The organism is Arthrobacter sp. zg-Y750 (assembly GCF_020907365.1).
GTDB lineage: Bacteria > Actinomycetota > Actinomycetes > Actinomycetales > Micrococcaceae > Arthrobacter_B.
The window spans coordinates 86,532-111,244 of the sequence record NZ_JAJJOC010000002.1 but is presented as its reverse complement, the minus strand read 5'-3'; the positions used below and the strand labels follow the sequence as shown (position 1 = coordinate 111,244).

General features: G+C 66.0%; 18 protein-coding genes. 15 read left to right on the top strand and 3 right to left on the bottom strand.

Annotated features, from left to right (window positions below):
* Nucleotides 1-64 precede the first annotated feature (64 nt).
* The 15 genes from LOC57_RS01520 (at nucleotide 65) to tuf (ending at nucleotide 17,782) form a co-directional block, all read left to right on the top strand.
* The gene (locus LOC57_RS01520; RefSeq protein ID WP_227912786.1) at nucleotides 65-3,955 is read left to right on the top strand and encodes a DNA-directed RNA polymerase subunit beta'; all 3,891 of its coding nucleotides are present in this window, start codon (nucleotides 65-67) and stop codon (nucleotides 3,953-3,955) included.
* Between the two features lie 161 nt (nucleotides 3,956-4,116).
* Nucleotides 4,117-5,313 (top strand): 4-hydroxybenzoate 3-monooxygenase, encoded by a 1,197-nt coding sequence (locus LOC57_RS01515; protein ID WP_229957685.1) that lies wholly within the window; start codon nucleotides 4,117-4,119, stop codon nucleotides 5,311-5,313.
* Between the two features lie 125 nt (nucleotides 5,314-5,438).
* Nucleotides 5,439-6,257 (top strand): protocatechuate 3,4-dioxygenase subunit beta, encoded by an 819-nt coding sequence (gene pcaH / locus LOC57_RS01510; RefSeq protein ID WP_229957683.1) that lies wholly within the window; start codon nucleotides 5,439-5,441, stop codon nucleotides 6,255-6,257.
* The gene (pcaG, locus tag LOC57_RS01505; RefSeq protein ID WP_229957682.1) at nucleotides 6,257-6,823 is read left to right on the top strand and encodes a protocatechuate 3,4-dioxygenase subunit alpha; all 567 of its coding nucleotides are present in this window, start codon (nucleotides 6,257-6,259) and stop codon (nucleotides 6,821-6,823) included. Before pcaH ends, pcaG begins: the two co-directional genes overlap by 1 nt.
* A gap of 2 nt (nucleotides 6,824-6,825) precedes the next feature.
* Nucleotides 6,826-8,262: a lyase family protein gene (locus LOC57_RS01500; RefSeq protein ID WP_229957680.1), complete on the top strand. Its 1,437-nt coding sequence runs from the start codon at nucleotides 6,826-6,828 to the stop codon at nucleotides 8,260-8,262.
* Nucleotides 8,259-9,065 (top strand): alpha/beta fold hydrolase, encoded by an 807-nt coding sequence (locus LOC57_RS01495; RefSeq protein WP_229957679.1) that lies wholly within the window; start codon nucleotides 8,259-8,261, stop codon nucleotides 9,063-9,065. The genes LOC57_RS01500 and LOC57_RS01495 overlap by 4 nt, the downstream gene beginning before the upstream one ends.
* A 3-nt stretch (nucleotides 9,066-9,068) precedes the next feature.
* On the top strand, nucleotides 9,069-9,473 hold the full coding sequence (pcaC, locus tag LOC57_RS01490; RefSeq protein WP_227912792.1) for a 4-carboxymuconolactone decarboxylase: 405 nt from the start codon (nucleotides 9,069-9,071) through the stop codon (nucleotides 9,471-9,473).
* 76 nt (nucleotides 9,474-9,549) lie between these two features.
* On the top strand, nucleotides 9,550-10,749 hold the full coding sequence (locus LOC57_RS01485) for a thiolase family protein (protein WP_229957677.1): 1,200 nt from the start codon (nucleotides 9,550-9,552) through the stop codon (nucleotides 10,747-10,749).
* 33 nt (nucleotides 10,750-10,782) lie between these two features.
* Complete coding sequence (locus LOC57_RS01480; RefSeq protein WP_229957675.1) at nucleotides 10,783-11,466, top strand: 3-oxoacid CoA-transferase subunit A; 684 nt, start codon at nucleotides 10,783-10,785, stop codon at nucleotides 11,464-11,466.
* On the top strand, nucleotides 11,463-12,119 hold the full coding sequence (locus LOC57_RS01475; RefSeq protein ID WP_227912795.1) for a 3-oxoacid CoA-transferase subunit B: 657 nt from the start codon (nucleotides 11,463-11,465) through the stop codon (nucleotides 12,117-12,119). Before LOC57_RS01480 ends, LOC57_RS01475 begins: the two co-directional genes overlap by 4 nt.
* A gap of 20 nt (nucleotides 12,120-12,139) precedes the next feature.
* Nucleotides 12,140-12,931 (top strand): IclR family transcriptional regulator domain-containing protein, encoded by a 792-nt coding sequence (locus LOC57_RS01470; RefSeq protein ID WP_227912796.1) that lies wholly within the window; start codon nucleotides 12,140-12,142, stop codon nucleotides 12,929-12,931.
* Nucleotides 12,932-13,293: 362 nt separating this feature from the next.
* The gene (rpsL, locus tag LOC57_RS01465) at nucleotides 13,294-13,668 is read left to right on the top strand and encodes a 30S ribosomal protein S12 (RefSeq protein ID WP_104052742.1); all 375 of its coding nucleotides are present in this window, start codon (nucleotides 13,294-13,296) and stop codon (nucleotides 13,666-13,668) included.
* Nucleotide 13,669: 1 nt separating this feature from the next.
* A complete protein-coding gene (gene rpsG / locus LOC57_RS01460) occupies nucleotides 13,670-14,140 on the top strand; it encodes a 30S ribosomal protein S7 (RefSeq protein WP_227903869.1) in 471 nt (156 codons plus the stop codon).
* Nucleotides 14,141-14,257: 117 nt separating this feature from the next.
* On the top strand, nucleotides 14,258-16,372 hold the full coding sequence (gene fusA / locus LOC57_RS01455) for an elongation factor G (RefSeq protein ID WP_227912797.1): 2,115 nt from the start codon (nucleotides 14,258-14,260) through the stop codon (nucleotides 16,370-16,372).
* A gap of 219 nt (nucleotides 16,373-16,591) precedes the next feature.
* Nucleotides 16,592-17,782 (top strand): elongation factor Tu, encoded by a 1,191-nt coding sequence (gene tuf, locus LOC57_RS01450; RefSeq protein WP_227892319.1) that lies wholly within the window; start codon nucleotides 16,592-16,594, stop codon nucleotides 17,780-17,782.
* Between the two features lie 50 nt (nucleotides 17,783-17,832).
* Here the strand turns inward: tuf and LOC57_RS01445 are convergent, their stop codons facing one another.
* Genes LOC57_RS01445 through aroA form a run of 3 tightly spaced genes read right to left on the bottom strand, consistent with a single transcriptional unit; the run spans nucleotide 17,833 to nucleotide 24,254 of the window.
* Nucleotides 17,833-19,881 carry an oxidoreductase gene (locus tag LOC57_RS01445; protein ID WP_229957673.1) on the bottom strand — a complete coding sequence of 683 codons (2,049 nt, stop codon included), beginning with the start codon at nucleotides 19,879-19,881 and terminating at the stop codon, nucleotides 17,833-17,835.
* Complete coding sequence (locus LOC57_RS01440) at nucleotides 19,881-21,152, bottom strand: acyl-CoA dehydrogenase family protein (protein ID WP_229957671.1); 1,272 nt, start codon at nucleotides 21,150-21,152, stop codon at nucleotides 19,881-19,883. The genes LOC57_RS01445 and LOC57_RS01440 overlap by 1 nt, the downstream gene beginning before the upstream one ends.
* 45 nt (nucleotides 21,153-21,197) lie before the next feature.
* Nucleotides 21,198-24,254, bottom strand: coding sequence for a 3-phosphoshikimate 1-carboxyvinyltransferase (aroA, locus tag LOC57_RS01435; protein WP_229957669.1), 3,057 nt, complete (start codon nucleotides 24,252-24,254; stop codon nucleotides 21,198-21,200).
* Nucleotides 24,255-24,713 lie beyond the last annotated feature (459 nt).

The following is a 24,713-nucleotide window of genomic DNA, read 5'->3' as shown; positions in this document are numbered from 1 at the left end:
TCACCTTCAGTCTTTTCCGCACCCGAGACATTCAGATTTAGAGAACAAGAGAGAACAGGGACCCATGTCCAACGATTCCACGTTCGGCCTCATGCGAATCGGCCTTGCCACCGCGGATGAAATCCGTGGCTGGTCTTACGGCGAAGTCAAGAAGCCGGAAACCATCAACTACCGAACCCTGAAGCCGGAGAAGGACGGTCTTTTCTGCGAAAAGATCTTCGGTCCGTCCCGTGACTGGGAATGCTACTGCGGCAAGTACAAGCGCGTGCGCTTCAAGGGCATCATCTGTGAGCGCTGCGGCGTCGAGGTTACCCGTGCCAAGGTCCGCCGCGAGCGGATGGGCCACATCGAGCTCGCCGCTCCCGTGACCCACATCTGGTACTTCAAGGGCGTTCCCTCCCGCCTGGGCTACCTGCTGGACCTGGCACCGAAGGACCTCGAGAAGGTCATCTACTTCGCTGCCTACATGATTACCTCGGTTGACGAAGAGAACCGCCACGCCGAACTGCCGAACCTGCAGGCCGAGCACGACCTGGAGCGCAAGCACCTCGTCGACCAGCGCGACTCCGACATCGCTGCCATCGCCAAGGACCTCGAAGGCGAGCTTGCCCGCCTGGAAGGCGAAGGCGCCAAGGCTGCCGACAAGAAGAAGGCCCGCGACTCCGCCGACCGCCAGATGGCCAAGGTCCGCCGCGATGCCGACAACAACATCGAGCGCCTCGAGCAGGTCTGGGACCGGTTCAAGAACCTCAAGGTCGGCGACCTGGAAGGCGACGAAGGCCTCTACCGCGAACTGCGGGACCGCTACGGCCTGTACTTCGAAGGCTCCATGGGTGCCGAAGCCATCAAGAAGCGTCTTGAAGACTTCGACATGCAGGCCGAGTCGGAGAACCTGCGCGACATCATCCAGAACGGCAAGGGCCAGCGCAAGACGCGTGCCCTGAAGCGCCTGAAGGTTGTCAACGCATTCCTGACCACCTCCAACAGCCCGCTGGGCATGGTCCTGGACGCCGTCCCGGTCATCCCGCCGGAACTGCGCCCGATGGTCCAGCTCGACGGCGGCCGTTTCGCGACGTCCGACCTCAACGACCTGTACCGCCGCGTGATCAACCGCAACAACCGCCTGAAGCGCCTGCTGGATCTCGGTGCCCCCGAGATCATCGTGAACAACGAAAAGCGCATGCTCCAGGAAGCTGTTGACTCCCTGTTCGACAACGGCCGCCGCGGCCGTCCGGTCACCGGACCGGGCAACCGTCCGCTGAAGTCGCTGTCCGACATGCTCAAGGGCAAGCAGGGCCGCTTCCGCCAGAACCTGCTGGGTAAGCGCGTTGACTACTCCGGCCGTTCCGTCATCGTGGTTGGCCCGCAGCTGAAGCTGCACCAGTGCGGTCTGCCCAAGCAGATGGCCCTGGAGCTCTTCAAGCCGTTCGTGATGAAGCGCCTCGTTGACCTCAACCACGCCCAGAACATCAAGAGCGCCAAGCGCATGGTCGAGCGTTTCCGTCCGCAGGTCTGGGACGTACTGGAAGAGATCATCACCGAACACCCGGTGCTGCTCAACCGTGCACCCACCCTGCACCGCCTCGGCATCCAGGCCTTCGAGCCGCAGCTTGTTGAAGGCAAGGCCCTTCAGCTGCACCCGCTGGTCTGCGGCGCCTTCAACGCTGACTTCGACGGTGACCAGATGGCAGTGCACCTGCCGCTGAGCCCCGAAGCCCAGGCTGAAGCACGCATCCTCATGCTGTCCTCGAACAACATCCTGAAGCCGTCCGACGGCCGCCCGGTCACCCTGCCCTCGCAGGATATGATCATCGGCCTGCACCACCTCACCACCAAGCGCCCCGGTGCTGTTGGCGAAGGCCGTGTGTTCGGTTCGATGTCGGAAGCCATCATGGCCTTCGACATGGGCGAGCTGCACCTGAACTCGCTGGTGAAGATGCGTGTTGACGGCTTTGTCCCCAGCGCAAGCCAGCCCGCTCCGGAAGGTTGGGAAGAGGGCACTCCTGCCCTCATCGAAACCTCCCTCGGACAGGTCATCTTCAACCAGACGCTGCCTGCGGATTACCCGTGGGTGCCGGAAGTTGCGGACAAGGGCCAGCTCTCCGCGATCGTCAACGATCTCGCCGAGCGGTACCCGAAGGTCGTCACGGCTGCCACGCTGGACAACCTGAAGGACGCCGGTTTCTACTGGGCCACCCGCTCGGGCGTTACCGTCGCCATCTCCGACATCGCGGCTCCGATCGACAAGCCGGCCATTATGGAAGGCTACGAAGCCCAGGCCGCCAAGGTTGAAAGCCAGTACGGCAAGGGCCTGATCGCTGAAGACGAGCGCCGCCAGGAACTGATCGACATCTGGAACAAGGCCACCAACGAGGTTGCTGCTGCAATGCGGGCGAACATGCCCGAATTCAACAACATCAACCGCATGGTGTCCTCCGGTGCCCGTGGTAACTGGCTGCAGGTCCGGCAGATCGCCGGTATCCGCGGCCTGGTGGCTAACCCTAAGGGTGAGATCATCCCCCGCCCGATCAAGTCCTCCTACCGTGAGGGCCTGTCGGTGCTGGAGTACTTCATCGCCACCCACGGTGCCCGTAAGGGTCTTGCCGATACCGCCCTTCGTACCGCCAACTCGGGTTACCTGACCCGTCGCCTGGTGGACGTTTCCCAGGACGTTATTGTCCGCGAGGAAGACTGCGGTACCGAGCGCGGCCTGAACGTGACCATCGCGGTTCCGGATGCCAACGGCGAACTGCAGCTGCACGAAGAGGTCGAGAACTCGGCCTACGCCCGTACGCTGGCCACCGACGTCACCGATGACCAGGGCAACGTCCTGGCCAAGGGCGGCGACGATGTTGGCGACGTGCTGATCGCGAAGCTGTTCGAAGCCGGTGTCACCGACATCAAGGTCCGCTCCGTACTCACCTGTGAGTCCGCCGTCGGTACCTGTGCCCTTTGCTACGGCCGCTCCCTGGCCACGGGTAAGACCGTGGACATCGGCGAGGCCGTGGGCATCATCGCCGCACAGTCCATTGGTGAGCCGGGTACCCAGCTGACCATGCGTACCTTCCACACCGGTGGTGTTGCTTCCGCTGAGGACATCACCCAGGGTCTGCCCCGTATCCAGGAGCTCTTCGAAGCACGTACCCCCAAGGGCGTTGCTCCGATCTCCGAGACCGCGGGCCGGGTCACCATCGAAGAGACCGACCGCCAGATGCGTCTGGTTGTCACTCCCGATGACGGCTCCGAGGAAATCGCGTACCCGGTCCTGCGCCGTGCCCGCCTGCTGGTTGCCGACGGCGACCACGTCGAGGTTGGCCAGCAGCTGGTCTTCGGTGCGGTGGATCCCAAGCAGATCCTCCGTATCCTCGGCCCGCGCAAGGCACAGGAGTTCCTGGTGGACGAAGTCCAGCGCGTGTACCGCAGCCAGGGTGTGGGCATCCACGACAAGCACGTCGAGGTCATTGTCCGCCAGATGCTGCGCCGCGTGACCGTGATCGAGTCCGGCGACTCCGATCTGCTCCCGGGTGAGCTGACCGAACGCCGCCGCTTCGAAAGCGAGAACCGCCGCGTGGTTTCGGAAGGCAAGAAGCCTGCTTCGGGCCGTCCGGAACTGATGGGTATCACCAAGGCCTCCCTGGCCACCGAGTCCTGGCTGTCCGCAGCTTCCTTCCAGGAAACGACCCGCGTCCTGACGCAGGCCGCCATGGAAGGCAAGAGCGATCCGCTGCTCGGCCTCAAGGAGAACGTCATCATCGGTAAGCTGATCCCGGCCGGAACGGGCCTGCCCCGTTACACCGAGGTCACTGTCGAGCCGACCGAAGAAGCAAAGGCCAACCTGTTCACCGGCCCGAGCGCCTTCAGCGACTTCGACTACGCCGGAGTCGACGGCGGCCTAAGCCCCGAGTTCCATGCCATCCCGCTGGATGACTACGACATGGGCAGCGACTTCCGCTAAGGAAAGCGCGCACTAACGGCAGGTCCCGCACCCTCAAGGGTGCGGGACCTGCCGCGTTTAACCCGGAACGGCGCTGTACGGGGGAGCCACTTTGGCTCTCCCGTGTGCCGGCAGCCACACTTGGAGGTAGTGTCCGCTACAAGATTCCAAGGGAGTAATCAATGGGCGCAGGGCGCACTATCCTCAAGACGCAGGTCGGCATAGTGGGCGCAGGCCCGGCCGGGCTGATGCTCTCGCATCTGCTCTCCACCTCCGGCATCGACTCCATAGTGGTGGAGAAACGGGACCACGAAACCATCCGCACCACCCACCGGGCCGGCATCCTGGAACACGGCAGCGTCCGGATGCTTACCGAGACGGGCGTCGGCAGCGGGGTCCTGGATAAGGGCACCCGGCACGAGGGCATCGACCTGCGCTTCGGCGGCGAAAGCCACCGCCTCGACTTCGAGGACCTGGTGGGGGAGTCCGTCTGGCTGTACCCGCAGAACGAGGTCTTCACCGACCTGGCGGCGGCCCGGGCCCGGGACAACGGCGACGTCCGGTACGGCGTCTCTGACACCGCCGTAGCGGACCTGGCCACGGACGTCCCCAAGATCCGCTTCACCGATGCGGCGGGGACCGGGTACGAGATCCACTGCGACATCCTGGTTGGCTCCGACGGCTCCGGCGGGATCTGCAGGCGCTCCATTCCCGCCGAGGCACGCACGGACAACTTCATCGAGTACCCCTTCGCCTGGTTCGGAATCCTTACCGCTGCTCCGCCCAGCGCCCCGGAGCTGGTCTATGCCAACTCCGACCGCGGGTTCGCGTTGATCAGCCAGCGTTCGGACACCGTGCAGCGGATGTATTTCCAGTGTGATCCGGACGAGGATCCGGCGGCATGGAGCGAAGAGCAGATCTGGGATGAACTGCAGGCACGGGTAGACGGCCCGGACGGTTTTGGGCTGCAGCGCGGATCCATTTTCGACAAGTCCGTGCTGAAGTTCCGCAGCTACGTCTGCGAACCGCTGCGGTACGGGAACCTTTTCCTTGCCGGCGACGCCGGACACACTGTCCCGCCCACCGGTGCCAAGGGGCTTAATCTGGCCCTGGCCGATGTCCGGGTCCTCTTCGAAGCCGTCGATTCCTTCTACGCAACCGGCTCGCGGGATCTGCTGGAGGGCTACAGTGACAAGGCCCTGCAGCGGGTATGGCGGGCGCAGAACTTCAGCTACTGGATGACGTCCATGCTGCACACGCGGGCTGACGCCGGCCCGTTCGAACGCAAGCGTGCGCTCGGTGAACTGGGCGGCGTCGTCGGCTCCCGGCACGGCAGCGCCTATCTCGCCGAGGCGTACACCGGCTGGCCCAACGCCTAACCCGTTCGCATTGCGAACACCTGTACTTGAAGTGAACAGGCAGTGTAGTGTGGTCCCCACCACGTGGATGCTTGGAGAATAGCCGGAGCGCGACGGTGCGTTCCACCGAAAGGAAAACCATGGAAATGGAAGAGGATCTTTTCTCGAACAGCCATGTCGTTGAAAAACCGGACGCTGCAGAGGCCACCCAGGACCAAATCTCGGCCGAGATCGGCAGTATCCACGCGGCCTACGGCAAAACGCTGGACGACGGCGCCGCGGAGGAAACCCAACCCCGCGTGGACTTCTCTCCCTACCGCAGTTCCCTCCTGCGCCACCCCACCAAGGATCCCCGCCATGTGGATCCGGAAACCATTGAACTGTGGTCCCCGGCCTTCGGGCATCAGGACGTCCACGCGCTGGAGAGTGACCTGACCATCCAGCATAACGGCGAGCCCATGGGGGAGCGGATCATCGTGCGCGGCCGCATCCTCGACGGCGACGGCCGGCCGGTGCGGAACCAGCTGGTGGAAATATGGCAGGCCAACTCCGCCGGACGCTACATCCACAAACGGGACCAGCACCCGGCGCCGCTGGATCCGAACTTCACCGGTGTGGGCCGCTGCCTCACCACGGATGACGGGTTCTACGAGTTCACCACCATCAAGCCCGGACCTTACCCGTGGAAAAACCACCACAACGCCTGGCGGCCGGCGCACATCCATTTCTCGCTCTTCGGCACCGACTTCACCCAGCGGATGATCACCCAAATGTACTTCCCCGGCGATCCGCTCTTTGCGCTGGACCCGATCTACCAGTCCATTACCGACCAGTTGGCCCGGGACCGGCTGGTGGCAACGTATGACCACAACATCACCGCCCACGAATGGGCTACCGGCTATAACTGGGACATTGTGCTCAGCGGCAGCAACCGCACGTGGATGGAAGACGAGGACGCACAGTAATGAGCGAGAAGAAGCTGACTGCCACGCCCGGGCAGACTATCGGGCCGTTCTACGGCTATGCCCTCCCTTTCGCGAAGGACAACCAGCTGGCGGCGCCGGGCATGCCCGGCAGTGTGCGGCTGCAGGGCACGGTCACGGACGGCGCAGGGGACCCCGTTCCCGACGCCCTGCTGGAAATCTGGCAGGCCGACGCCGCGGGCAACATTGCGCAGCGGGCAGGTTCGCTCGTCCGTGACGGGTACACCTTCACCGGCTGGGGACGCACGGCGGTGGACAATGCCGGAAACTACACATTCACCACGGTGAATCCCGGTCCTGCCGAGACAGGCTCCGCGCCCTTTATTTCCGTTGTCATTTTTGCCCGCGGCCTTCTGAACAAGCTGCACACGCGGATGTACCTGCCGGACGATGAAGCGGCCCTGGCCCGCGACTCCCTGCTGTCCTCGCTCCCCGAGGAGCGCCGGCGTACGCTCATTGCCACCCGTGAAGCGGACGGCGGGCTGCGCTGGGACGTCAGCCTCCAGGGCGAGAATGAAACCGTTTTCCTGACCTACCCGGGAGCCTAGGCATGGATGCTGCACAGAGCGCCGACTACGGGCTGCTCGCGCCGGCCTGGGCAGGGACGCCCGCGGCGGAGCTGACCGGAGACCGGCAGCTGCTCCAAACCCTCCTGGATGTTGAACTGGAATGGGTGCGGGTGCTGGCCGCCGCCGGCCTGGCCGGCCCCTCCGCTCCCGAAGCGGTGGCCGAGGCAAGTGACGCGTCCCAGTACGACGCCGCGTCCCTGGCCGTGCGTGCCCAGGGCGGCGGGAACCCGGTAATACCGCTGCTGGCCGACCTGCGCGCACGGGTGCGGTCCGGGCCGGGGGGAGCTGCAGCGGCCGCCGCAGTCCACCGCGGCGCCACCAGCCAGGACGTTATGGACACCGCGCTGATGCTGATGTCCCGCCGCGCACTGGACGTCATTGCGGCCGACGCGGACCGCGCCGCCGCAGCGCTGGGAAACCTGGCCCGGGAGCATGCCGCAACGCTGTGCGTGGCCCGGACCCTGACCCAGCATTCGACGCCGTCAACCTTCGGCCTGCGCGCCGCCCAGTGGCTGCACGGCGTCGGGCAGGCCACCACGAACCTGCGCACCGCGGCCGCTGCCCTGCCCCTGCAGTGGGGCGGTGCCTCGGGTACCCTCGCTGCCCTCACCACGGCGGCTGCCGGCGCACAGCCCGAAGGTGGACGGATCAGCAGTTTCGACCTCACCGAACGCCTTGCTGACGCGCTCGGGCTGTCCCACCCCGTGGCGCCGTGGCAGACCAACCGGCTTCCCGTCACCGCCCTGGGCAACGCCCTGCAGGACTTCACCGCTGCCGCCGGGAAAATGGCCAACGACGTCCTGCTGCTCAGCCGCCCCGAGATCGGCGAGGTATCCGAACCCCGTGCCGCCGGGCGCGGCGGTTCCTCGGCCATGCCGCAGAAGCAGAACCCGGTCCTGTCCGTCCTGATCCGCAGCGCCGCGCTGGCCGCGCCTGGCCACGGGGTGCAGCTGCAGGCCGCCGCGGCGGCAGCAGACGACGAGCGTCCCAGCGGGTCCTGGCACGTGGAGTGGCAGGCCCTGCGCTCCATGCTGCGCCTGGCCGGGGGAGCGGCAGCCCACCTGGCTGAACTGGCCGAGGGGCTGCAGGTGCACACCGGGGCGCTGGCTCGGAACCTGGACAGTGCCGGGCCGCTGGTGGTCAGCGAGAAGATCATGGCCGTTGCGGCGCCGCTGCTCGATGACCACATGGAGCGCAACGGCAAGCCGGGAAGCGGCAAGGAGATAATCTCCGAGGCAGTTGCCGCCTCGCTCAGCTCCGGGGAGCCCTTCGAAAAGCTGCTGCGCGGCGTCGTGCCGGTGCAGGTGCTCTCCGACGCGGACCTGTTGTCCCTCCTCGACCCCGCCCAATACCTTGGGGAGGCGGCAGCGCTGATTGAACGGATCACCGCCGCCTACCCCGGAAAGCCGAGCGCATGAGCATCCCCGCCATCAAGGCAACCCGCCTCACCGGGCCCGGTGCTCCCGTGCTGATCGCCGGGCCTTCGCTGGGAACGACAGCCCTGCCGCTATGGAACCGGGCGGCAGCAGCCCTTGACACCTTTACGGTTATCGGCTGGGATCTTCCCGGCCACGGCGCCAGCCCCGCCGCAGGGGACGGCTTCAGCATCGACGACCTGGCGGCGGCCGTCGCGGACCTCGTCCGCGGTGCCCGCCGTTCCGGGGACATTGCCGCCGGCGTCCCGGTGTTTTACGCCGGCGTGTCCCTGGGTGGCGCCGTGGGACTGCAGCTGGGCCTGGACCACGGCGACCTGTTCGACGGGCTAGCCGTGATGTGTTCGGGTGCCAAGATTGGCGACGCCGAGGGCTGGGAAGAGCGTGCGGACACCGTGCGCGCCCAGGGCACCCCCACGCAAATCACGGGGTCCGCACAGCGCTGGTTCGCGCCCGGCTTCATGGAGCGCGAACCAGCCGCCGCCGCAGCCCTGCTGCACTCGCTGCAGGATGCAGACCGGTTCTCCTACGCTTACTGCTGCTCCGCTCTCGCCAACTTCGACGTCCGCGAACGCCTGCCGGACATCACGGTGCCGGTGCTCGCCGTCGCCGGCGCCGAAGACGCCGTCACGCCGCCCTCGTTTGCAGACCTGATCGCGGACCGTGTCACCAACGGCACAGCCGCCGTCGTCAACGAGGCCGCCCACCTGGTCCCGGCCGAACAGCCGGCCCAAACCGCGCAGCTGCTGAAGGACTTCTTCGGCGCCCAGTACCTGGAAGGGATCTAGCCCGTGATCGCAGACGGAGACAAGAGCCGGCAGGACGTGTACAACGAGGGCATGGCCGTCCGACGGGAAGTCCTCGGCCCCGAGCACGTGGACCGTGCCAACGCCGGCAAGGACGGGTTCACCGCCGACTTCCAGGACCTGATCACCCAGTACGCGTGGGGCACCATCTGGACCCGGCCGGGCCTGCCGCGCACTATGCGCAGCGCCGTCACCCTCACCGCCCTGATCGCGCACGGCCACTTGGAGGAGTTCGCCATGCACGTCAGGGCGGCCCTGCGCAACGGCCTCAGCCGCGACGAGATCAAGGAGATTGTGCTGCAGTCCGCCATCTACTGCGGCGTCCCGGCAGCCAACTCGGCGTTCAAGACGGCGCAGGGCGTGTTCCGGGACATCGACGCCGAGGCGTAGCCGCGCAACGAGCCAGACCCAACAGTCCGAACGTTCCGATTCCAGTTTCTTCGCAGCACGTTTCAAAGGAGCACCGGTGAACCAGGCATATATCTACGACGCAGTCCGTACCCCTTTCGGGAAATTCGGCGGCGCCCTCGCCGGCGTCCGCCCCGATGACCTGGCCGCCCAGGTGATCCGGGCAGCCGTCTCCCGGGCACCGGAACTGGACCCGGAACGGATCGATGAAGTGGTCTTCGGCAATGCCAACGGCGCGGGTGAGGAAAACCGCAACGTTGCGCGCATGGCGGCCCTGCTGGCGGGACTGCCGACCTCCATTCCGGGCACCACCGTCAACCGGCTCTGCGGGTCCTCGCTGGATGCGGCAATGATTGCCTCCCGCCAGATCAACACCTCGGAGGCGGACCTGATGCTCATCGGCGGCGTGGAGTCCATGAGCCGCGCCCCCTGGGTGTTGCCCAAGAACGAGTTGCCGTATCCCGCCGGTGACGCCGCCCTTGCCTCCACGACCTTGGGCTGGCGCCTGGTCAACCCGGCCATGCCGAAGGAATGGACGGTGTCCCTGGGCGAGGCCACCGAGCAGCTTCGGGAGAAGTACGGCATCACCCGCGAACGGCAGGACGAATTCGCCGCCGCCTCCCATGCCTCGGCGGCCCGGGCATGGGACGAGGGCAAGTACGCGAACCTGACCGTCGCCGTCGATGGCGTGGACTTGGCCAGGGATGAAAGCATCCGCGCAGGGTCCACCACGGAGAAGCTCGCGACCCTGCGCACTGTCTTCCGCCCGGCGTCCGACGACGCGTCCGGCGGCACAGTGACCGCCGGCAACGCCTCGCCCCTGAACGACGGCGCCTCCGCGGCCTGGGTGGGCAGCGAAAGTGCGGCCGGGATCCTGGGGCTGGCGCCGCTGGCCCGCATCGCAGGCCGCGGCGCCGCCGCCAATGAACCGCAGTTCTTCGGCTACGCACCGGTGGAAGCAGCCAACACCGCACTGAAACGCGCCGGCATCAGCTGGGGCGATGTTGGCGCCGTGGAACTGAACGAGGCCTTTGCCGCCCAGTCCCTGGCATGCCTGGATGCGTGGGACGTGGACCCCGGGATCGTCAACGCCTGGGGCGGTGCGGTAGCGATCGGGCACCCGTTGGGGGCTTCCGGCGCCCGCATCCTGGGCACCTTGGCCCGCCGGCTGCAGGAATCCGGGGAACGCTGGGGCGTGGCCGCCATCTGCATCGGCGTCGGCCAAGGCCTCGCCGTCGTGCTGGAAAACGCCAATTGACCCGCCCCGCCGCTCAACCGTAAGGAAGACACCGTGCTCAAGATAGTCCAGGACGCAGATGAGGCCGTGGCGCCCATACACGACGGCGCCACCGTGATGATCGGCGGGTTCGGCCGTGCCGGGCAGCCCGTGGAACTGATCGAAGCGCTGCTGCGCCAGGGAGCAGCCAACCTGACCGTCGTGAACAACAACGCCGGCAACGGGGAGCAGGGCCTGGCAGCGCTCATCGGCGCCGGGCGGGTGAAGAAGATCGTGTGCTCCTTCCCCCGGCAGTCCGACTCGCAGATCTTCGACGCCCGATACCGGGCCGGGGAGATTGAACTGGAACTGGTGCCGCAGGGCAACCTGGCCGAACGCATCCGGGCCGCCGGCGCCGGCATCGGCGGTTTCTTCACGCCCACGGCCTTCGGCACGCCGCTGGCCGAAGGCAAGGAAACCCGGATGATCGACGGCCGCGGCTACGTCTTCGAAACGCCGCTTCATGCCGACTTTGCCCTGGTCAAGGCCCTGCGGGCGGACCGCGCCGGCAACCTCGTGTACCGCAAGACCGCACGGAACTTCGGTCCGATCATGGCTGCGGCGGCGAAGCACGCCATGGTGCAGGTCCGCGAGATAGTGGACACCGGGCAGATAGACCCCGAGACCGTCGTGACCCCGGGAATCTACGTCAACACCCTGGTCCGCGTGGACCGGGAGGAAGCACCGGCCGCAGCATGAGCACCACGGAAAAGCTGGACAAAAACGCCCTGGCAGCCCTTGTAGCTGCGGACATCGCCCCGGGGTCCTTCGTGAACCTGGGCATCGGACAGCCCACCCTGGTGTCGGACTTTTTGAAGCCGGAGCAGAACATCACCCTGCACACCGAGAACGGCATGCTCGGCATGGGACCCCAGGCGCACGGTGACGAGGTGGACCCGGACCTGATCAACGCCGGCAAGATTCCGGTGACCGAACTGCCCGGCGCCTCCTACTTCCACCACGCCGACTCCTTCGCCGTCATGCGCGGCGGCCACCTGGATGTGTGCGTCCTTGGCGCCTTCCAGGTATCTGCCTCCGGTGACTTGGCCAACTGGCATACCGGGGCGCCGGACGCCATCCCCGCCGTCGGCGGCGCCATGGACCTGGCCACCGGGGCCAAGGACGTCTACGTCATGATGAACCTGTTCACCAGGGACGGTGCGAGCAAGCTGGTGAAGGAATGCAGCTACCCGCTGACCGGCGTCGGCTGTGTCACGCGCGTCTACACTAATGAGGCGGTCTTCCTGCTGAAGGAAGACGGGGTCCACGTCCGCGAGACCTTCGGCACCACCTTCGAGGAACTGGCCGCAGCAATGGACATTGAGCTGATTCGCGGCAACGCCGGCAGCTAGGCCTACACCATGGGGGATAAATGAGCGGGACCGCACCGGCCAGCGACCAGTACGTCCAGTCCCTGGCCCGGGGCCTGCAGGTGATCCGCGCGTTCGACGCCGAGCACGTGCAGATGACGCTCAGCGACGTCTCGCGCCGGACGGGCCTGACCCGTGCCACGGCCCGCCGTTTCCTGCTCACCCTGGTGGAGCTCGGCTATGTGCGGACCGACGGGCGGACCTTCGAGCTGACGGCGCTGGTGCTGCAGTTGGGGTATTCCTACCTGTCGGGCCAGTCCCTTCCCCAGCTGGCCCAACCGGTCCTGGAGGACCTTTCACGGGCGATTTCGGAGTCCACCTCCGCCTCCATCCTGGACGGCAACGAGATTGTGTACATAGCCCGAATCCACACCCGCCGGCTGATGACCGTGGGCATCAGCGTGGGCACCAGGTTTCCGGCCTACGCCACCTCCATGGGGCGGGTGCTGCTGGCCGGCCTGTCCGGGGACCGGTTCGAAGAGTACCTGGCCACGGTTGAGCTGCGGCCGCTGACTGACCGGACGGTGACCGATCCGGACCGGCTCCGGAGTATGGTTGCCCGGGTGCGGGAACAGGGCTGGGCCATTGTGGACCAGGAACTGGAGCAGGGCCTGCGCTCGGTGGCCGTACCGATATTCGACCCCCGCGGGCAGGTGCTGGCTGCGCTGAACACCTCCATGCAGGCAGGCCTCGGAACCGAAGCGCCTACACTGGAGGAAGCAGCGGCCAGGGTTGTGCCGCACCTGCAGCAGGCGTCGGCCACCATTACGGCCGCCCTGGCGGCGCAAAGCTAGCGGGACAGGGCCAAGCAGAATGTGATCCCTGCCGCACTTTCGTCCGGCTCCGCTTAAGTCTGCTAGACTGAAAGCCAATTGTTTGTGTGGCAGTGGATGAAGGCCGCTCGCGTGCCCTCCGTGGTGAGATACTCGGAGGAATGCATTCCGGAAGGAATGGGCGGGCCTGTTTCCGGGTTGCGGGCTTCTTGCGCAACGAATGCCACACTTTTGCACGCCTACGGTCGCTTTCGGCGAGAGTATCGGAACTTCTCGGGGCATTGCGGCAACGACTTTAAGCGCGTCGCCCCCTGGTTGGTTTCAGCCGGCAGCGGGGCGGGGCAACCAGAGAATTATCTCGAGAAAAAACGGAGAACACGAAAGTGCCTACGATTCAGCAGCTGGTCCGCAAGGGCCGCTCACCCAAGGTCTCCAAGACCAAGGCTCCTGCCCTCCAGGGCAGCCCGATGCGCCGTGGTGTCTGCACCCGCGTTTACACCACCACCCCGAAGAAGCCGAACTCGGCTCTGCGTAAGGTTGCACGTGTCCGCCTCAACGGCGGCATCGAAGTAACCGCTTACATCCCCGGTGTGGGTCACAACCTTCAGGAACACTCCATCGTGCTGGTGCGCGGCGGCCGTGTGAAGGACCTTCCCGGTGTCCGCTACAAGATTGTCCGCGGTGCCCTCGATACCCAGGGTGTCAAGAACCGCAAGCAGGCTCGCAGCCGCTACGGCGCGAAGATGGAGAAGAAGTAATATGCCCCGCAAGGGTCCGGCCCCCAAGCGGCCGCTCGTACTGGATCCCGTCTACGGCTCCCCGCTGGTCACGCAGCTGATCAACAAGGTTCTGATCGACGGCAAGAAGTCCACCGCAGAGCGCATCGTCTACGGTGCACTTGCAGGCGCTCAGGAGAAGACCGGACAGGATCCGGTTGCAGCCCTGAAGAAGGCCATGGACAACATCAAGCCCAGCCTTGAGGTTAAGTCCCGCCGCGTTGGCGGCGCCACCTACCAGGTTCCCGTTGAGGTCAAGCCGGGCCGTGCAACCGCACTGGCCCTGCGCTGGCTGGTTGGCTACTCGAAGGCCCGCCGCGAGAAGACCATGACCGAGCGTCTCCGCAACGAAATCCTGGACGCTTCCAACGGTCTCGGTGCAGCTGTGAAGCGCCGCGAGGACACCCACAAGATGGCTGAGTCCAACAAGGCCTTCGCGCACTACCGCTGGTAAAAAGCCTGGCCGACGGCGGCCCCTCCTTCGAGGCCCTGCATTCCGCTTAGGCGGGGTGCGGGGCCCGAAGCAGATAAACGCAGTCGAACCGGCAAACACCAAATATAGGGAGAAACCGTGGCACTTGACGTGCTTACCGACCTGAACAAGGTCCGCAACATCGGCATCATGGCCCACATTGATGCCGGCAAGACGACTACAACCGAGCGCATCCTGTTCTACACGGGTGTCAACCACAAGATTGGCGAGACCCACGACGGTGCGTCCACCATGGACTGGATGGCACAGGAGCAGGAGCGGGGTATCACCATTACCTCCGCAGCTACCACGTGTTACTGGGACAACAACCAGATCAACATCATCGACACCCCGGGTCACGTTGACTTCACTGTCGAGGTTGAGCGGTCCCTGCGCGTCCTCGACGGCGCCGTCGCTGTCTTCGACGGCAAGGAAGGCGTTGAGCCGCAGTCCGAGACTGTTTGGCGTCAGGCCGATAAGTACGATGTGCCGCGCATCTGCTTCGTCAACAAGATGGACAAGCTGGGCGCTGACTTCTACTTCACCGTAGACACGATCATCAACCGCCTGGGCGCCAAGCCGCTGGTTCTCCAGCTGCCGATCGGCTCCGAGAGCGAATTCGAGGGCGTCGTTGACCTCATCGAAATGCGTGCCCTGACCTGGCGCGGCGACGCCAAGGGTGACGTGACCATGGGCGCCAAGTACGAAATCGAGCCGATCCCCGCAGACCTGCAGGAAAAGGCCGAAGAGTACCGCGCACAGCTGGTCGAGACCGTTGCTGAAGCCAGCGACGAACTGATGAACAAGTACCTCGAAGGCGAAGAGATCAGCATTGCGGAGCTGAAGGCCGGCATCCGCAAGCTGACCATCAACTCCGAGGTCTACCCGGTTCTGTGCGGCTCTGCCTTCAAGAACCGCGGTGTGCAGCCGATGCTGGACGCCGTCGTCGACTACCTGCCCAGCCCGCTGGACGTGCCGAACATCAAGGGCCACGACATCCGCGACGAAGAGGTCATCCTCGAGCGCGCCGCTGATGCCAACGCTCCGTTCTCCGCCCTGGCTTTCAAGGTTGTCACGCACCCGTTCTTCGGCCGCCTGACCTACATCCGCGTGTACTCCGGTCACGCTGCTTCCGGCGCCCAGGTCATGAACGCGACCAAGCAGAAGAAGGAGCGCATCGGAAAGCTCTTCCAGATGCACGCCAACAAGGAAAACCCGGTCGAGGAAATCACGACGGGCCACATTTACGCCGCTATCGGCCTGAAGGATACGACCACGGGCGATACCCTGTGCGACCTGCAGGACCCGATCGTGCTGGAATCCATGAGCTTCCCGGAGCCCGTGATTTCCGTGGCCATCGAGCCGAAGACCAAGGGTGACCAGGAGAAGCTCTCCACGGCCATCCAGAAGCTCTCCGAAGAGGACCCGACCTTCCAGGTCTCCCTCGACGAAGACACAGGTCAGACGATCATCGCCGGCATGGGCGAGCTCCACCTGGACATCCTGGTGGACCGCATGCGCCGCGAGTTCCGCGTGGAGGCCAACGTGGGCAAGCCCCAGGTGGCTTACCGCGAGACCATCCGCCGTGCAGTCGCCAAGCACGACTACACGCACAAGAAGCAGACCGGTGGTTCGGGTCAGTTCGCAAAGATCCAGATCGCGATCGAGCCGCTGGATACTTCCGACGGCACGTTCTACGAATTCGAGAACAAGGTCACCGGTGGTCGTGTTCCGCGCGAATACATCCCCTCCGTTGACCAGGGTATCCAGAGCGCCCTCACTGACGGTGTGCTCGCCGGTTACCCGGTTGTCGGCATCAAGGCCACGCTGCTTGACGGCGCGTACCACGACGTCGACTCCTCGGAAATGGCGTTCAAGATTGCCGGACGCCAGGCCTTCAAGGAAGCTGCACGGATGGCCAACCCGGTCCTGCTGGAACCGCTGATGGATGTAGAAGTCCGCACCCCTGAGGAATACATGGGTGAAGTCATCGGTGACATCAACTCCCGCCGCGGCCAGATGCAGTCCATGGAAGATGCAGCCGGCGTAAAGGTCATCCGGGCGCACGTCCCGCTGTCCGGCATGTTCGGTTACATCGGCGACCTGCGGTCCAAGACCCAGGGCCGCGCCGTGTACTCCATGTCCTTCAACAGCTACGCCGAGGTCCCGAAGGCAGTTGCCGACGAGATCATCCAGAAGACGCGCGGCGAGTAAAACTTGGAGGGTGGAACGGTTTACGCCGGGACACCCGCCGTGTGTGCCCGGTCCGGGTTTCGGCCCGGACCGGGCGCATAGCCAAACTGAGCGGCCTCGCCAGGCTGCTGCGGAAATCGGCAATTTCATCAAATAAACAGCCCCCAGTAGACTTACATCAGTTTCAGTTGCGAAAAGCGCGGCTGGAGATTGAGTCTTCTAACTCTCTAGGAGGAACCCGTGGCGAAGGCAAAGTTCGAGCGGACTAAGCCGCACGTCAACATCGGCACCATTGGTCACGTTGACCATGGCAAGACCACGTTGACCGCTGCCATTTCGAAGGTGCTTGCTGACAAGTACCCTGATCTGAACGAAAAGCGCGATTTCGCTGCTATCGACTCTGCACCTGAAGAGCGCCAGCGCGGTATCACCATCAACATCTCGCACATCGAGTACCAGACCGAGAAGCGCCACTACGCACACGTAGACGCTCCCGGCCACGCTGACTACATCAAGAACATGATCACTGGTGCAGCTCAGATGGACGGCGCAATCCTCGTGGTTGCCGCTACCGACGGTCCGATGGCCCAGACCCGCGAGCACGTTCTGCTCGCCCGCCAGGTGGGCGTTCCCTACCTGCTGGTCGCACTGAACAAGTCCGACATGGTTGACGACGAAGAACTGCTCGACCTCGTGGAAATGGAAGTTCGCGAACTGCTGAGCTCCCAGGAATTCGACGGGGACAACGCTCCCGTCGTCCGCGTTTCGGGCCTGAAGGCCCTGGAAGGCGACCCCAAGTGGGTTGCTTCCGTCGAAGAGCTGATGGACGCCGTTGACAACAACGTGCCGGACCCGATCCGCGACAAGGACAAGCCGTTCCTGATGCCGATCGAGGACGTCTTCACGATCACCGGTCGTGGAACCGTTGTCACGGGCCGCGCCGAGCGCGGTACCCTCGCCATCAACTCCGAGGTCGAGATCGTCGGCATCCGTCCGGTCCAGAAGACCACGGTTACCGGTATCGAGATGTTCCACAAGCAGCTTGACGAAGCATGGGCCGGCGAGAACTGTGGCCTGCTGCTCCGCGGCATCAAGCGCGAAGACGTAGAGCGTGGCCAGGTCATCGTGAAGCCGGGTTCCATTACCCCGCACACCGATTTCGAGGCCAACGTCTACATCCTGTCCAAGGATGAAGGCGGACGCCACAACCCGTTCTACTCGAACTACCGCCCGCAGTTCTACTTCCGTACCACGGACGTAACCGGCGTCATCACCCTCCCCGAGGGCACTGAAATGGTTATGCCCGGCGATAACACTGAGATGACCGTTGAGCTCATCCAGCCGATCGCTATGGAAGAGGGCCTCGGCTTCGCTATCCGCGAAGGCGGCCGCACCGTTGGATCAGGCCGCGTCACCAAGATCATCAAGTAATTTTGATGTTCTAGCCTGAACCTTTTCGGTTCTTAGCAGGGCCCCGTTGCTTATGGCAGCGGGGTCCTGCTGCGTTTAAACCCGGGGGTTTCAACTCCGGACGCCGCCGGGGTGCGGGCCAGGGACCGGATAAGATCCGTGGCTGCGGCCAGTCCCTGTTCGAAGGCACGCACGGCGTTGAGCCCCGACGCGTCACGTGCCCCGCCGATAACGGTAAACGGTGCACCGGCCGCCTCGAGGTGCCCCTGCAGCGGGTTGTGCGGCACCTGTCCGGCGGCCAGGACGACGGCGTCGGCCGGCAGCACTGTCCGGTTTCCCGCCTCGTCCCGGACCAGGAGCCCGCCGGAGCGCAGTTCCAGGGGAACGGTGTGGGCCATGGTGCGCACCCCCGCTTCCCGCAGTTCCTGCAGGACTGCCCAGCGGGTTGACGGGCCGATGCCCGCACCGACACGCGCGCCGCGGCGCAGGATGGTGACCCGGCGGGGTCCGGTCCCGGCGTACTCCACCAGAAGTCGGGCCAGGTCGACGCCGATTCCGCCTGCCCCGATAACCACCACCCGGTTGCCGAGCAGCTCAGCGTCGGCAAAGGCACGGCGGTAGTCCAGTACGGGGATGTTTCCGGTACGGGGCAGCGGTACCGGCCGCGGACGCACACCGGTTGCCAGCAGGACGTGCGCGTAGCCGGCCAAGACCGGGGCCGTGGGGGCGGTCCCGCACCTGATCCGGACACCCAGCCGCGGTAGTTCGTTGCCGAAGTAGCGGATGGTCTGCAGGAAGTCCGCTTTCCCCGGCACCTGGCCGGCCAGCCGGAACTGCCCGCCGATGCCGTCTGCTTCCTCATAGAGGTCCACCCGGTGCCCGGCGTCCGCCAAGGTGGCTGCTGCCTGCATCCCTGCCGGTCCCGCACCCACTACGGCCACCGCGGCACTGTTTCGGAGTTCCCGCCGGCGGAGCAGCGGGAAGTAGTTCTCCCGCCCGGCCCTCGGGTTGACCAGGCAGGAGACCGGGTCGGCACCCAGCGAGCGGTCAATGCAGGCTTCATTGCAGGCGATGCAGGTGTTCACCAGCCGCGCATCTCCGCGCCGGGACTTCGCCACGATGTCCGGGTCGGCGAGGAACGGCCGCGCCATGGAGACCAGGTCGGCGTGGCCGGCAGCAAGCGCCTGTTCTGCCAGCGGCAGTGAGTTGATCCGGTTGCTGCCAATCACCGGTACCGGCACGTCGGCTGCGGCCAGGGCTGCCCGGATGCCGCCGGCAATCCCCATCCAGTGGCCGTGGGGAACCATCGCCTGCACGGACGGCACGGTGGATTCGTGCCAGCCAATGCCGATGTTGAGGGCGTCGGCTCCGGCCCGGGCCAGCTCAACGGCCAAGTCAGCCGACTCTCCGATGCTGCTGGAGCCCTCCACGAAGTCGGCGCCCGAGGTGCGGAAAATCACCGGGAAGGTGCTGCCGACGGCGGAGCGCACCGACTGCAGCACCGCCAGCGGGAAGGCCTGCCGCCGCACAGGATCGCCGCCCCAGCGGTCCCGGCGCAGGTTGGTCAGGGGCGAGGCAAACTGGTTGATCAGGTAGCCTTCGGACCCCATGATCTCCACCGCATCGAATCCGAGTTCCCGGGCCCGGGCCGCTGCGGCAGCGAAGTCGGCGAGCGTGTCCTCGATCTGCGGTCCGGTCATCTCTGCGGGCATGGTCCGGGAGAAACCGGAGAATACCTGTGACGGGGCGGCCGGGCGCAGTCCGTAGGTGGATTCGAAGGCGTACCGCCCGGCGTGGAAGAGCTGGAGGGCCAGCCGCCCGCCTGCTTCATGGACGGCGTCGAGCACCGGTGCCAGCACCGCAGCGGCTTCCGGCTCGTTGATCAGCAGGTAATTGGGGCCGCCGGCACCCGTTCGGTTAACCGCAGCGCCGCCCGTCACGATCAGCGCGGCACCGCCCGCTGCACGTTCCCGGTAGAACGCTGCGAGGGAACCGGCGTCGTCCTCCCTGTTCAGGTGCATGGAGCCCATCACTATCCGGTGCGGCAGGAGCAGCGAACCAATGGAAACGGGGGAGAAGACCCTGATGAGGGACACTTCCGGCACGCGGGCAGCGGGCATTAGCGCAGGGCGGCCGGTGATGCTGCGGGATCGGGGACGGCGGCCGCGACGCCGTCGTCGGCAGCCGGTGCCTGCGCGCGGCGGAACAGGTCGCGGGCAATCACGGTCTTCTGGATCTCGTTGGTTCCTTCTTCGAACCGCTGGGCACGGGCGTCCCGGTAGACCCGTTCAATGGGCATGCTCTTCCAGTAGCCGATGCCGCCGTGCACCTGCAGGGCCTTGTCCGTGACCCGGGTGAGCATGTCCACCGCGGTGAGCTTGGCCATGGAGGACAGCGAGGGGGCAGACTCGCTGCCGTCCTGCCAGGCTTGTGCCGCCGTCATGGTCAGGGCCCGAGCGGCTTCGATGTCGGCGGCGTTTTCAGCCAGGGCGAAGGCGACGGCCTGCCGGGCAGCCAGCGGCTGGCCGAAAGTGGTGCGTTCCAGGGCATAGGCGACTGCAAGCTCCTGGGCGCGCCGGGCCAGGCCCACGCAGCTCATGGCCACCGAGATGCGGCTGGGGGTCAGGAAGCCGCCCAGGGCCACGGCCAGCCCGTCGCCTTCCGCGCCCAGCCGGTTTGCCACCGGAACCGGTGTGTCGGTGAAAGACAGGGAGGCATGGTCGGTGCCCCGCACGCCCATGGTTTCCGAAGTGTCCTCCACCATGGTGCCGGGGGCATGCCGGTCCACCAGCAGGGCGACGGTGCCGTCCCGCCCGGTGGTGCCGGCGAGCCGGGCGAACAACAGCCAGTAGTCGCAGCGCACGCCGAAGGTGATCAGGTGCTTGCGGCCGGTGAGATAGTACGTGTCGCCCTCCCGCCGCACACTGGAGGTGATGTCGGCGCCGGTGCCGTTGCCGGGCTCGGTGAGCGTGAAGGCGACCACCAGGTCGCCGGCGACGGCGGGACGCAGGTATTTTTCCCGCTGCGGTTCGCTGGCATGCGGGTTCATGGCCCGCCAGGTGCCGTTAACCACGTGCACGATCATCCGGATGGAGGCGTGCGAACGGGAGAAGACTTCCATCAATCCCATCCACTGGACGAAGCTCACGCCCCGCCCGCCCAGGTCCGCCGGTGCCGCAAGGGAGAGGAAACCTGCTTCCCGCAGTTCCTTCCACAGCGCATCGGGCACCCGCCCGGTGGACTCGATGCGCTCCGCCCATGCTTCACCGGGGCCTTCCACCCAGGTGGTCACGGCTGAAAGCAGGTCCCGGTATTCCGAATCCGGGACGCTGCTGCCCCGTCCGTCTGCGGTGATGGCTGTGCTGGTCACTGTGGACTCCGATTCACTCATAACGCTCATATTGCTGGTTGGGGAGGCACTGATTTGCCGGGTGCTTCAGCCGGAGACGGAGGGGTCCCGGCCGTTCCCGCCTGCCGGGGCGAAGTTCCGGGCCATGTCCCGCAGGAGGAATTTCTGGACTTTGCCCACGGCATTGCGCGGTATCGCATCCATCAGCTCCAGGCGTTCGGGCCAGTAATGCTTGGACACCTGGTGCCGGTCCAGGAAGACGGTGAGGTCAGCCAGGCTCAGGGGAGCTCCTGGAACCGGCACCACGAAGGCACAGGCCCGTTCGCCCAGCCGTGCGTCCGGCATGGCCGCCAGCGCAATGTCCAGCACAGACGGGTGCCGGAACAGCAGTTGCTCAATCTCAGCCACCGGGATCTTCTCGCCCCCGCGGTTGATGATGTCCCGGACCCGGCCGGTGACGCGCAGGTACCCGGCGCTGTCCATTACGGCAGTGTCGCCGGTCCGGTACCAGCCGTCTTCGGTAAAGACTTCCTTGGTCAGGTCCGGGCGGTCGAGGTAGCCGTCAAAGACCGTGGGGCTGCTCAGTTCGAAGTTTCCTTCGACACCGGCCGGAAGCAGCCGGCCGTCATCGTCAACAATCCTGGTTCTTACTCCGGCCAGGGGACGGCCGTCGGTTCCCCATACCTTCGCGGGTTCGTCCTGCGGCGCGGCCAACGTGCCCAAACAGGTTTCAGTGGTGCCGAAGGCCCCGCAGATCCCGGCACCCAGCACGCGTGTGGCCCGTTCGGCCAAATAGCGCGGCACGGCGGCACCGGTGCTGACGAAAATGCGCAGGCTGGGCGGAGCTGTTGCCCCGGCGTCCACTGCCTGCACCAGGTCCGTGAGGAACGGGGTGGCAGCCTGCACAAACGTGGCGCGCCAGCCGTGCATCAGCTGCAGGGCACGTCCCGCGTCCCAGACCGGCTGCAGGATCTGCGGGCAGCCCAGGACAAAGGACAGCCACATGCCGTACAGGAAGCCGGTCTGGTGCGCCAGGGGCGAGGGGATGAACACTGCGTCGTCACTGGTCAGGCGCAGGTGCGCCGCTTCCATGGCTGCGGCCCGGCTCAGCGTTCCGTGCCGGTGCACAACGCCCTTGGGCTCGCCGGAGGTGCCGGACGTGAACAGCAGCTGCGCGGCGTCGCGCGCCGTGGGGGAGTACCGGGAGAGGGTGCCGGGATCGGGCCGGGCCTGTGCCAGGGTCTGGTGCCAGTCACTGAACCGCGGCCCGCCGTGGACCTTGGGGAGGGGATCCGCGCTGCCCGGAGCGCGCAGTACCAGCACGTCCCGCACGGGCAGGCCCGGTTCCGGTCCGGCCGGGGCGGGTTGCCCGACCAGTCCGGCCAGCTCCGCAGCGGGCCGGCGGCCGCGGAATTCCTGCAGGGTGACGAATACGCGGGCGTGTGCACGCTGCAGTGCCAAGGCCACTTCGCGTTCGCGGAAGATGGGCATCAGCGGCGCCGCCACCGCGCCGATGCGCAGGGAGGCCACAGTGAGAATCACGAATTCACTGCAGTTGGGCAGCTGGAAGGCCACGCGGTCTCCCGGCTGTACCCCCAGCTCCAGCAGCGCTGCGGCGGTACGGTCGGCTGCCGTGTCCAGCTCCGACCAGGTCAAGTGCCCTGATCCCTTGGCACCGCCGTCGACCACCGCCGTCTCGCTGGGACGTTCCGCAGCCCACCTGCGCACCCAATCCGGCCCGGTGACTGCAGCGGCGGCCTCCACAGCGGCCGGGGTGGCGATGGTCCGGGCACTGCTGCCGCGGGCCGTGCGCGCCGGACGGGCCAGGCGCGCACGGCGGATGACTCCGTCCTGCACCTCCATGCGCAGTCCGAAGGCAGTCATGGCGGCCAGGTACTCCGGGTAGGAAATCCGATACGCATTGGGATATGTGAGGGTGCTGCGGCCCTCTGCTGCGGAGGCTGCAACGGCAAGGGACATCAGGACGCGGTGGTCGTTAAAGGAGGAAAGGTCCGACCCGTTCAGGCCGCGCACACCGCGGATCACCAGGGAAGAACCTTCCACGCTGAGGTCTGCGCCCATCGCGTTCAGCTGCAGCATGGCAGCTACCCGGTCTGATTCCTTCATCCGCACGTGGTCAACGTGGTGGAAGACGCTGCGGCCGCCGGTGAAACAGGCCATGACCGAGAGGATCGGAAGCATATCCGGTACGCGGCGGCAGTCCACCTCCACCGGTTGCAGCCGCAGCCCGCCGTGCCGGATACGGACTGCGCCGGCGGCAGGATCCAGCTCCAGGGGCACCCCCATGGAACGCGCCAGGTCAAGGAAGTCCGCTTCCGGGTGGTCGGAACCGGAGGAGGAGGCGGAGGACAACCCGGCCAGCGTGATGTCTGCGGGATGGAGCGCGGCCGCGGCGACGCCGAAGGCGGCCGACCCGATGTCCGGCGGCATGCGCAGATCCGCGGGTACCGCCTGCTGGTTGGGCGGAATCCGAAAACGCCGGAAGTCCGGATCGGCGTCGACCTGCAGTCCGAATTGCCGCATCATGGCGATCGTCAGCTCTATGTAGCTGCTTTCATTCTGAGCGCCGTCCACGAACACCGTCGTTTCCGTGCGGGCGAACGGGGCCAGCAGCAGCAGGCCGGAGACCCATTGGGACAGGGTTCCGGGGATGTGCACTTCACCGCCGTGCGGGCGGCCGCTGCGGACCCGTATCGGCGGACAATCATTGGTGGAGGAAACATCCAGGCCCATGTCGCGCAGGGCGGCGAGCAGTGCCCCGATGGGCCGGCGCTGGAAGTACTTCTGGCCCGTCACTGTGACGTCCCGCCCGGCCAGCGCAGCCAGCCCCACCATGAAGTACAAGGTAGTTCCCGAACTCCCCGCCGATACGGTGTCCCGCTGCGGCCGGTAGGCTCCCCCGTGCACCACGAATGTGTCGCCCTCGATCTCAATGCCGGTGCCCAGCTGGCGCAGCATGGCCACTGTGTACTGCACGTGCCGGGCATCCGTGAGACCGGAAATCCTGCTGCTGCCGGATGCCAGCGAGGCCAGGATCAGGGCGCGGTGGGCGTGGTACTTGGAGTTGGGAACCTGCACTGTGCCGCTGATGCCGGCGTGCGTTCCGAGGACCGAAAGATACATGGCCGCACGGCCTTCCTGTTGTCTGCGTGCCTACCCCTGCCACCCCTCGTGCGCCGACGCTACCAGCTTGGTATCCGGGTCGGAACAGCCTCCCGCGGTCCGGTTCCGCCGTGAAGCGAATCGGCTGCGCTGCGGTAGGGATCAGCGGTGGAAACGGGTGGCCCGGCCAGGCCGGGCGGGGCGGAAGCGGCCGGACGGGACCTCTCCTCCACACAGCGGCGACGGACCGGGATGCAGGTCCTTTGTCCACGGGAGCGCCCCTTGCCGGGGAAGTGAGCGCCGTCACCCTAGGATAGGCAAGAGCCAATACCGGCTGGAGCACAAACACCGGAAGGAAGCAGATCGATGGGGGTCTTCCTGCTTTTCCTGGCTGCAATCACAGCCAGCTATTTCATAGGCCGTTCAGCGGGCCGCAAGGCAGCGCGCGGAATGGACAGTATGGGCAGGCCCTTGCCGCCA

Coding starts and splice junctions, on each gene's coding strand:
- pcaH (WP_229957683.1), top strand. CDS start 5,439: ATGGAAGAGGATCTTTTCTCGAACAGCCATGTCGTTGAAAAACCGGAC.
- rpsG (WP_227903869.1), top strand. CDS start 13,670: ATGCCCCGCAAGGGTCCGGCCCCCAAGCGGCCGCTCGTACTGGATCCC.
- LOC57_RS01470 (WP_227912796.1), top strand. CDS start 12,140: ATGAGCGGGACCGCACCGGCCAGCGACCAGTACGTCCAGTCCCTGGCC.
- LOC57_RS01440 (WP_229957671.1), bottom strand. CDS start 21,152: ATGAGTGAATCGGAGTCCACAGTGACCAGCACAGCCATCACCGCAGAC.
- pcaG (WP_229957682.1), top strand. CDS start 6,257: ATGAGCGAGAAGAAGCTGACTGCCACGCCCGGGCAGACTATCGGGCCG.
- LOC57_RS01515 (WP_229957685.1), top strand. CDS start 4,117: ATGGGCGCAGGGCGCACTATCCTCAAGACGCAGGTCGGCATAGTGGGC.
- LOC57_RS01500 (WP_229957680.1), top strand. CDS start 6,826: ATGGATGCTGCACAGAGCGCCGACTACGGGCTGCTCGCGCCGGCCTGG.
- LOC57_RS01495 (WP_229957679.1), top strand. CDS start 8,259: ATGAGCATCCCCGCCATCAAGGCAACCCGCCTCACCGGGCCCGGTGCT.
- LOC57_RS01475 (WP_227912795.1), top strand. CDS start 11,463: ATGAGCACCACGGAAAAGCTGGACAAAAACGCCCTGGCAGCCCTTGTA.
- LOC57_RS01520 (WP_227912786.1), top strand. CDS start 65: ATGTCCAACGATTCCACGTTCGGCCTCATGCGAATCGGCCTTGCCACC.
- aroA (WP_229957669.1), bottom strand. CDS start 24,254: ATGTATCTTTCGGTCCTCGGAACGCACGCCGGCATCAGCGGCACAGTG.
- LOC57_RS01445 (WP_229957673.1), bottom strand. CDS start 19,881: ATGCCCGCTGCCCGCGTGCCGGAAGTGTCCCTCATCAGGGTCTTCTCC.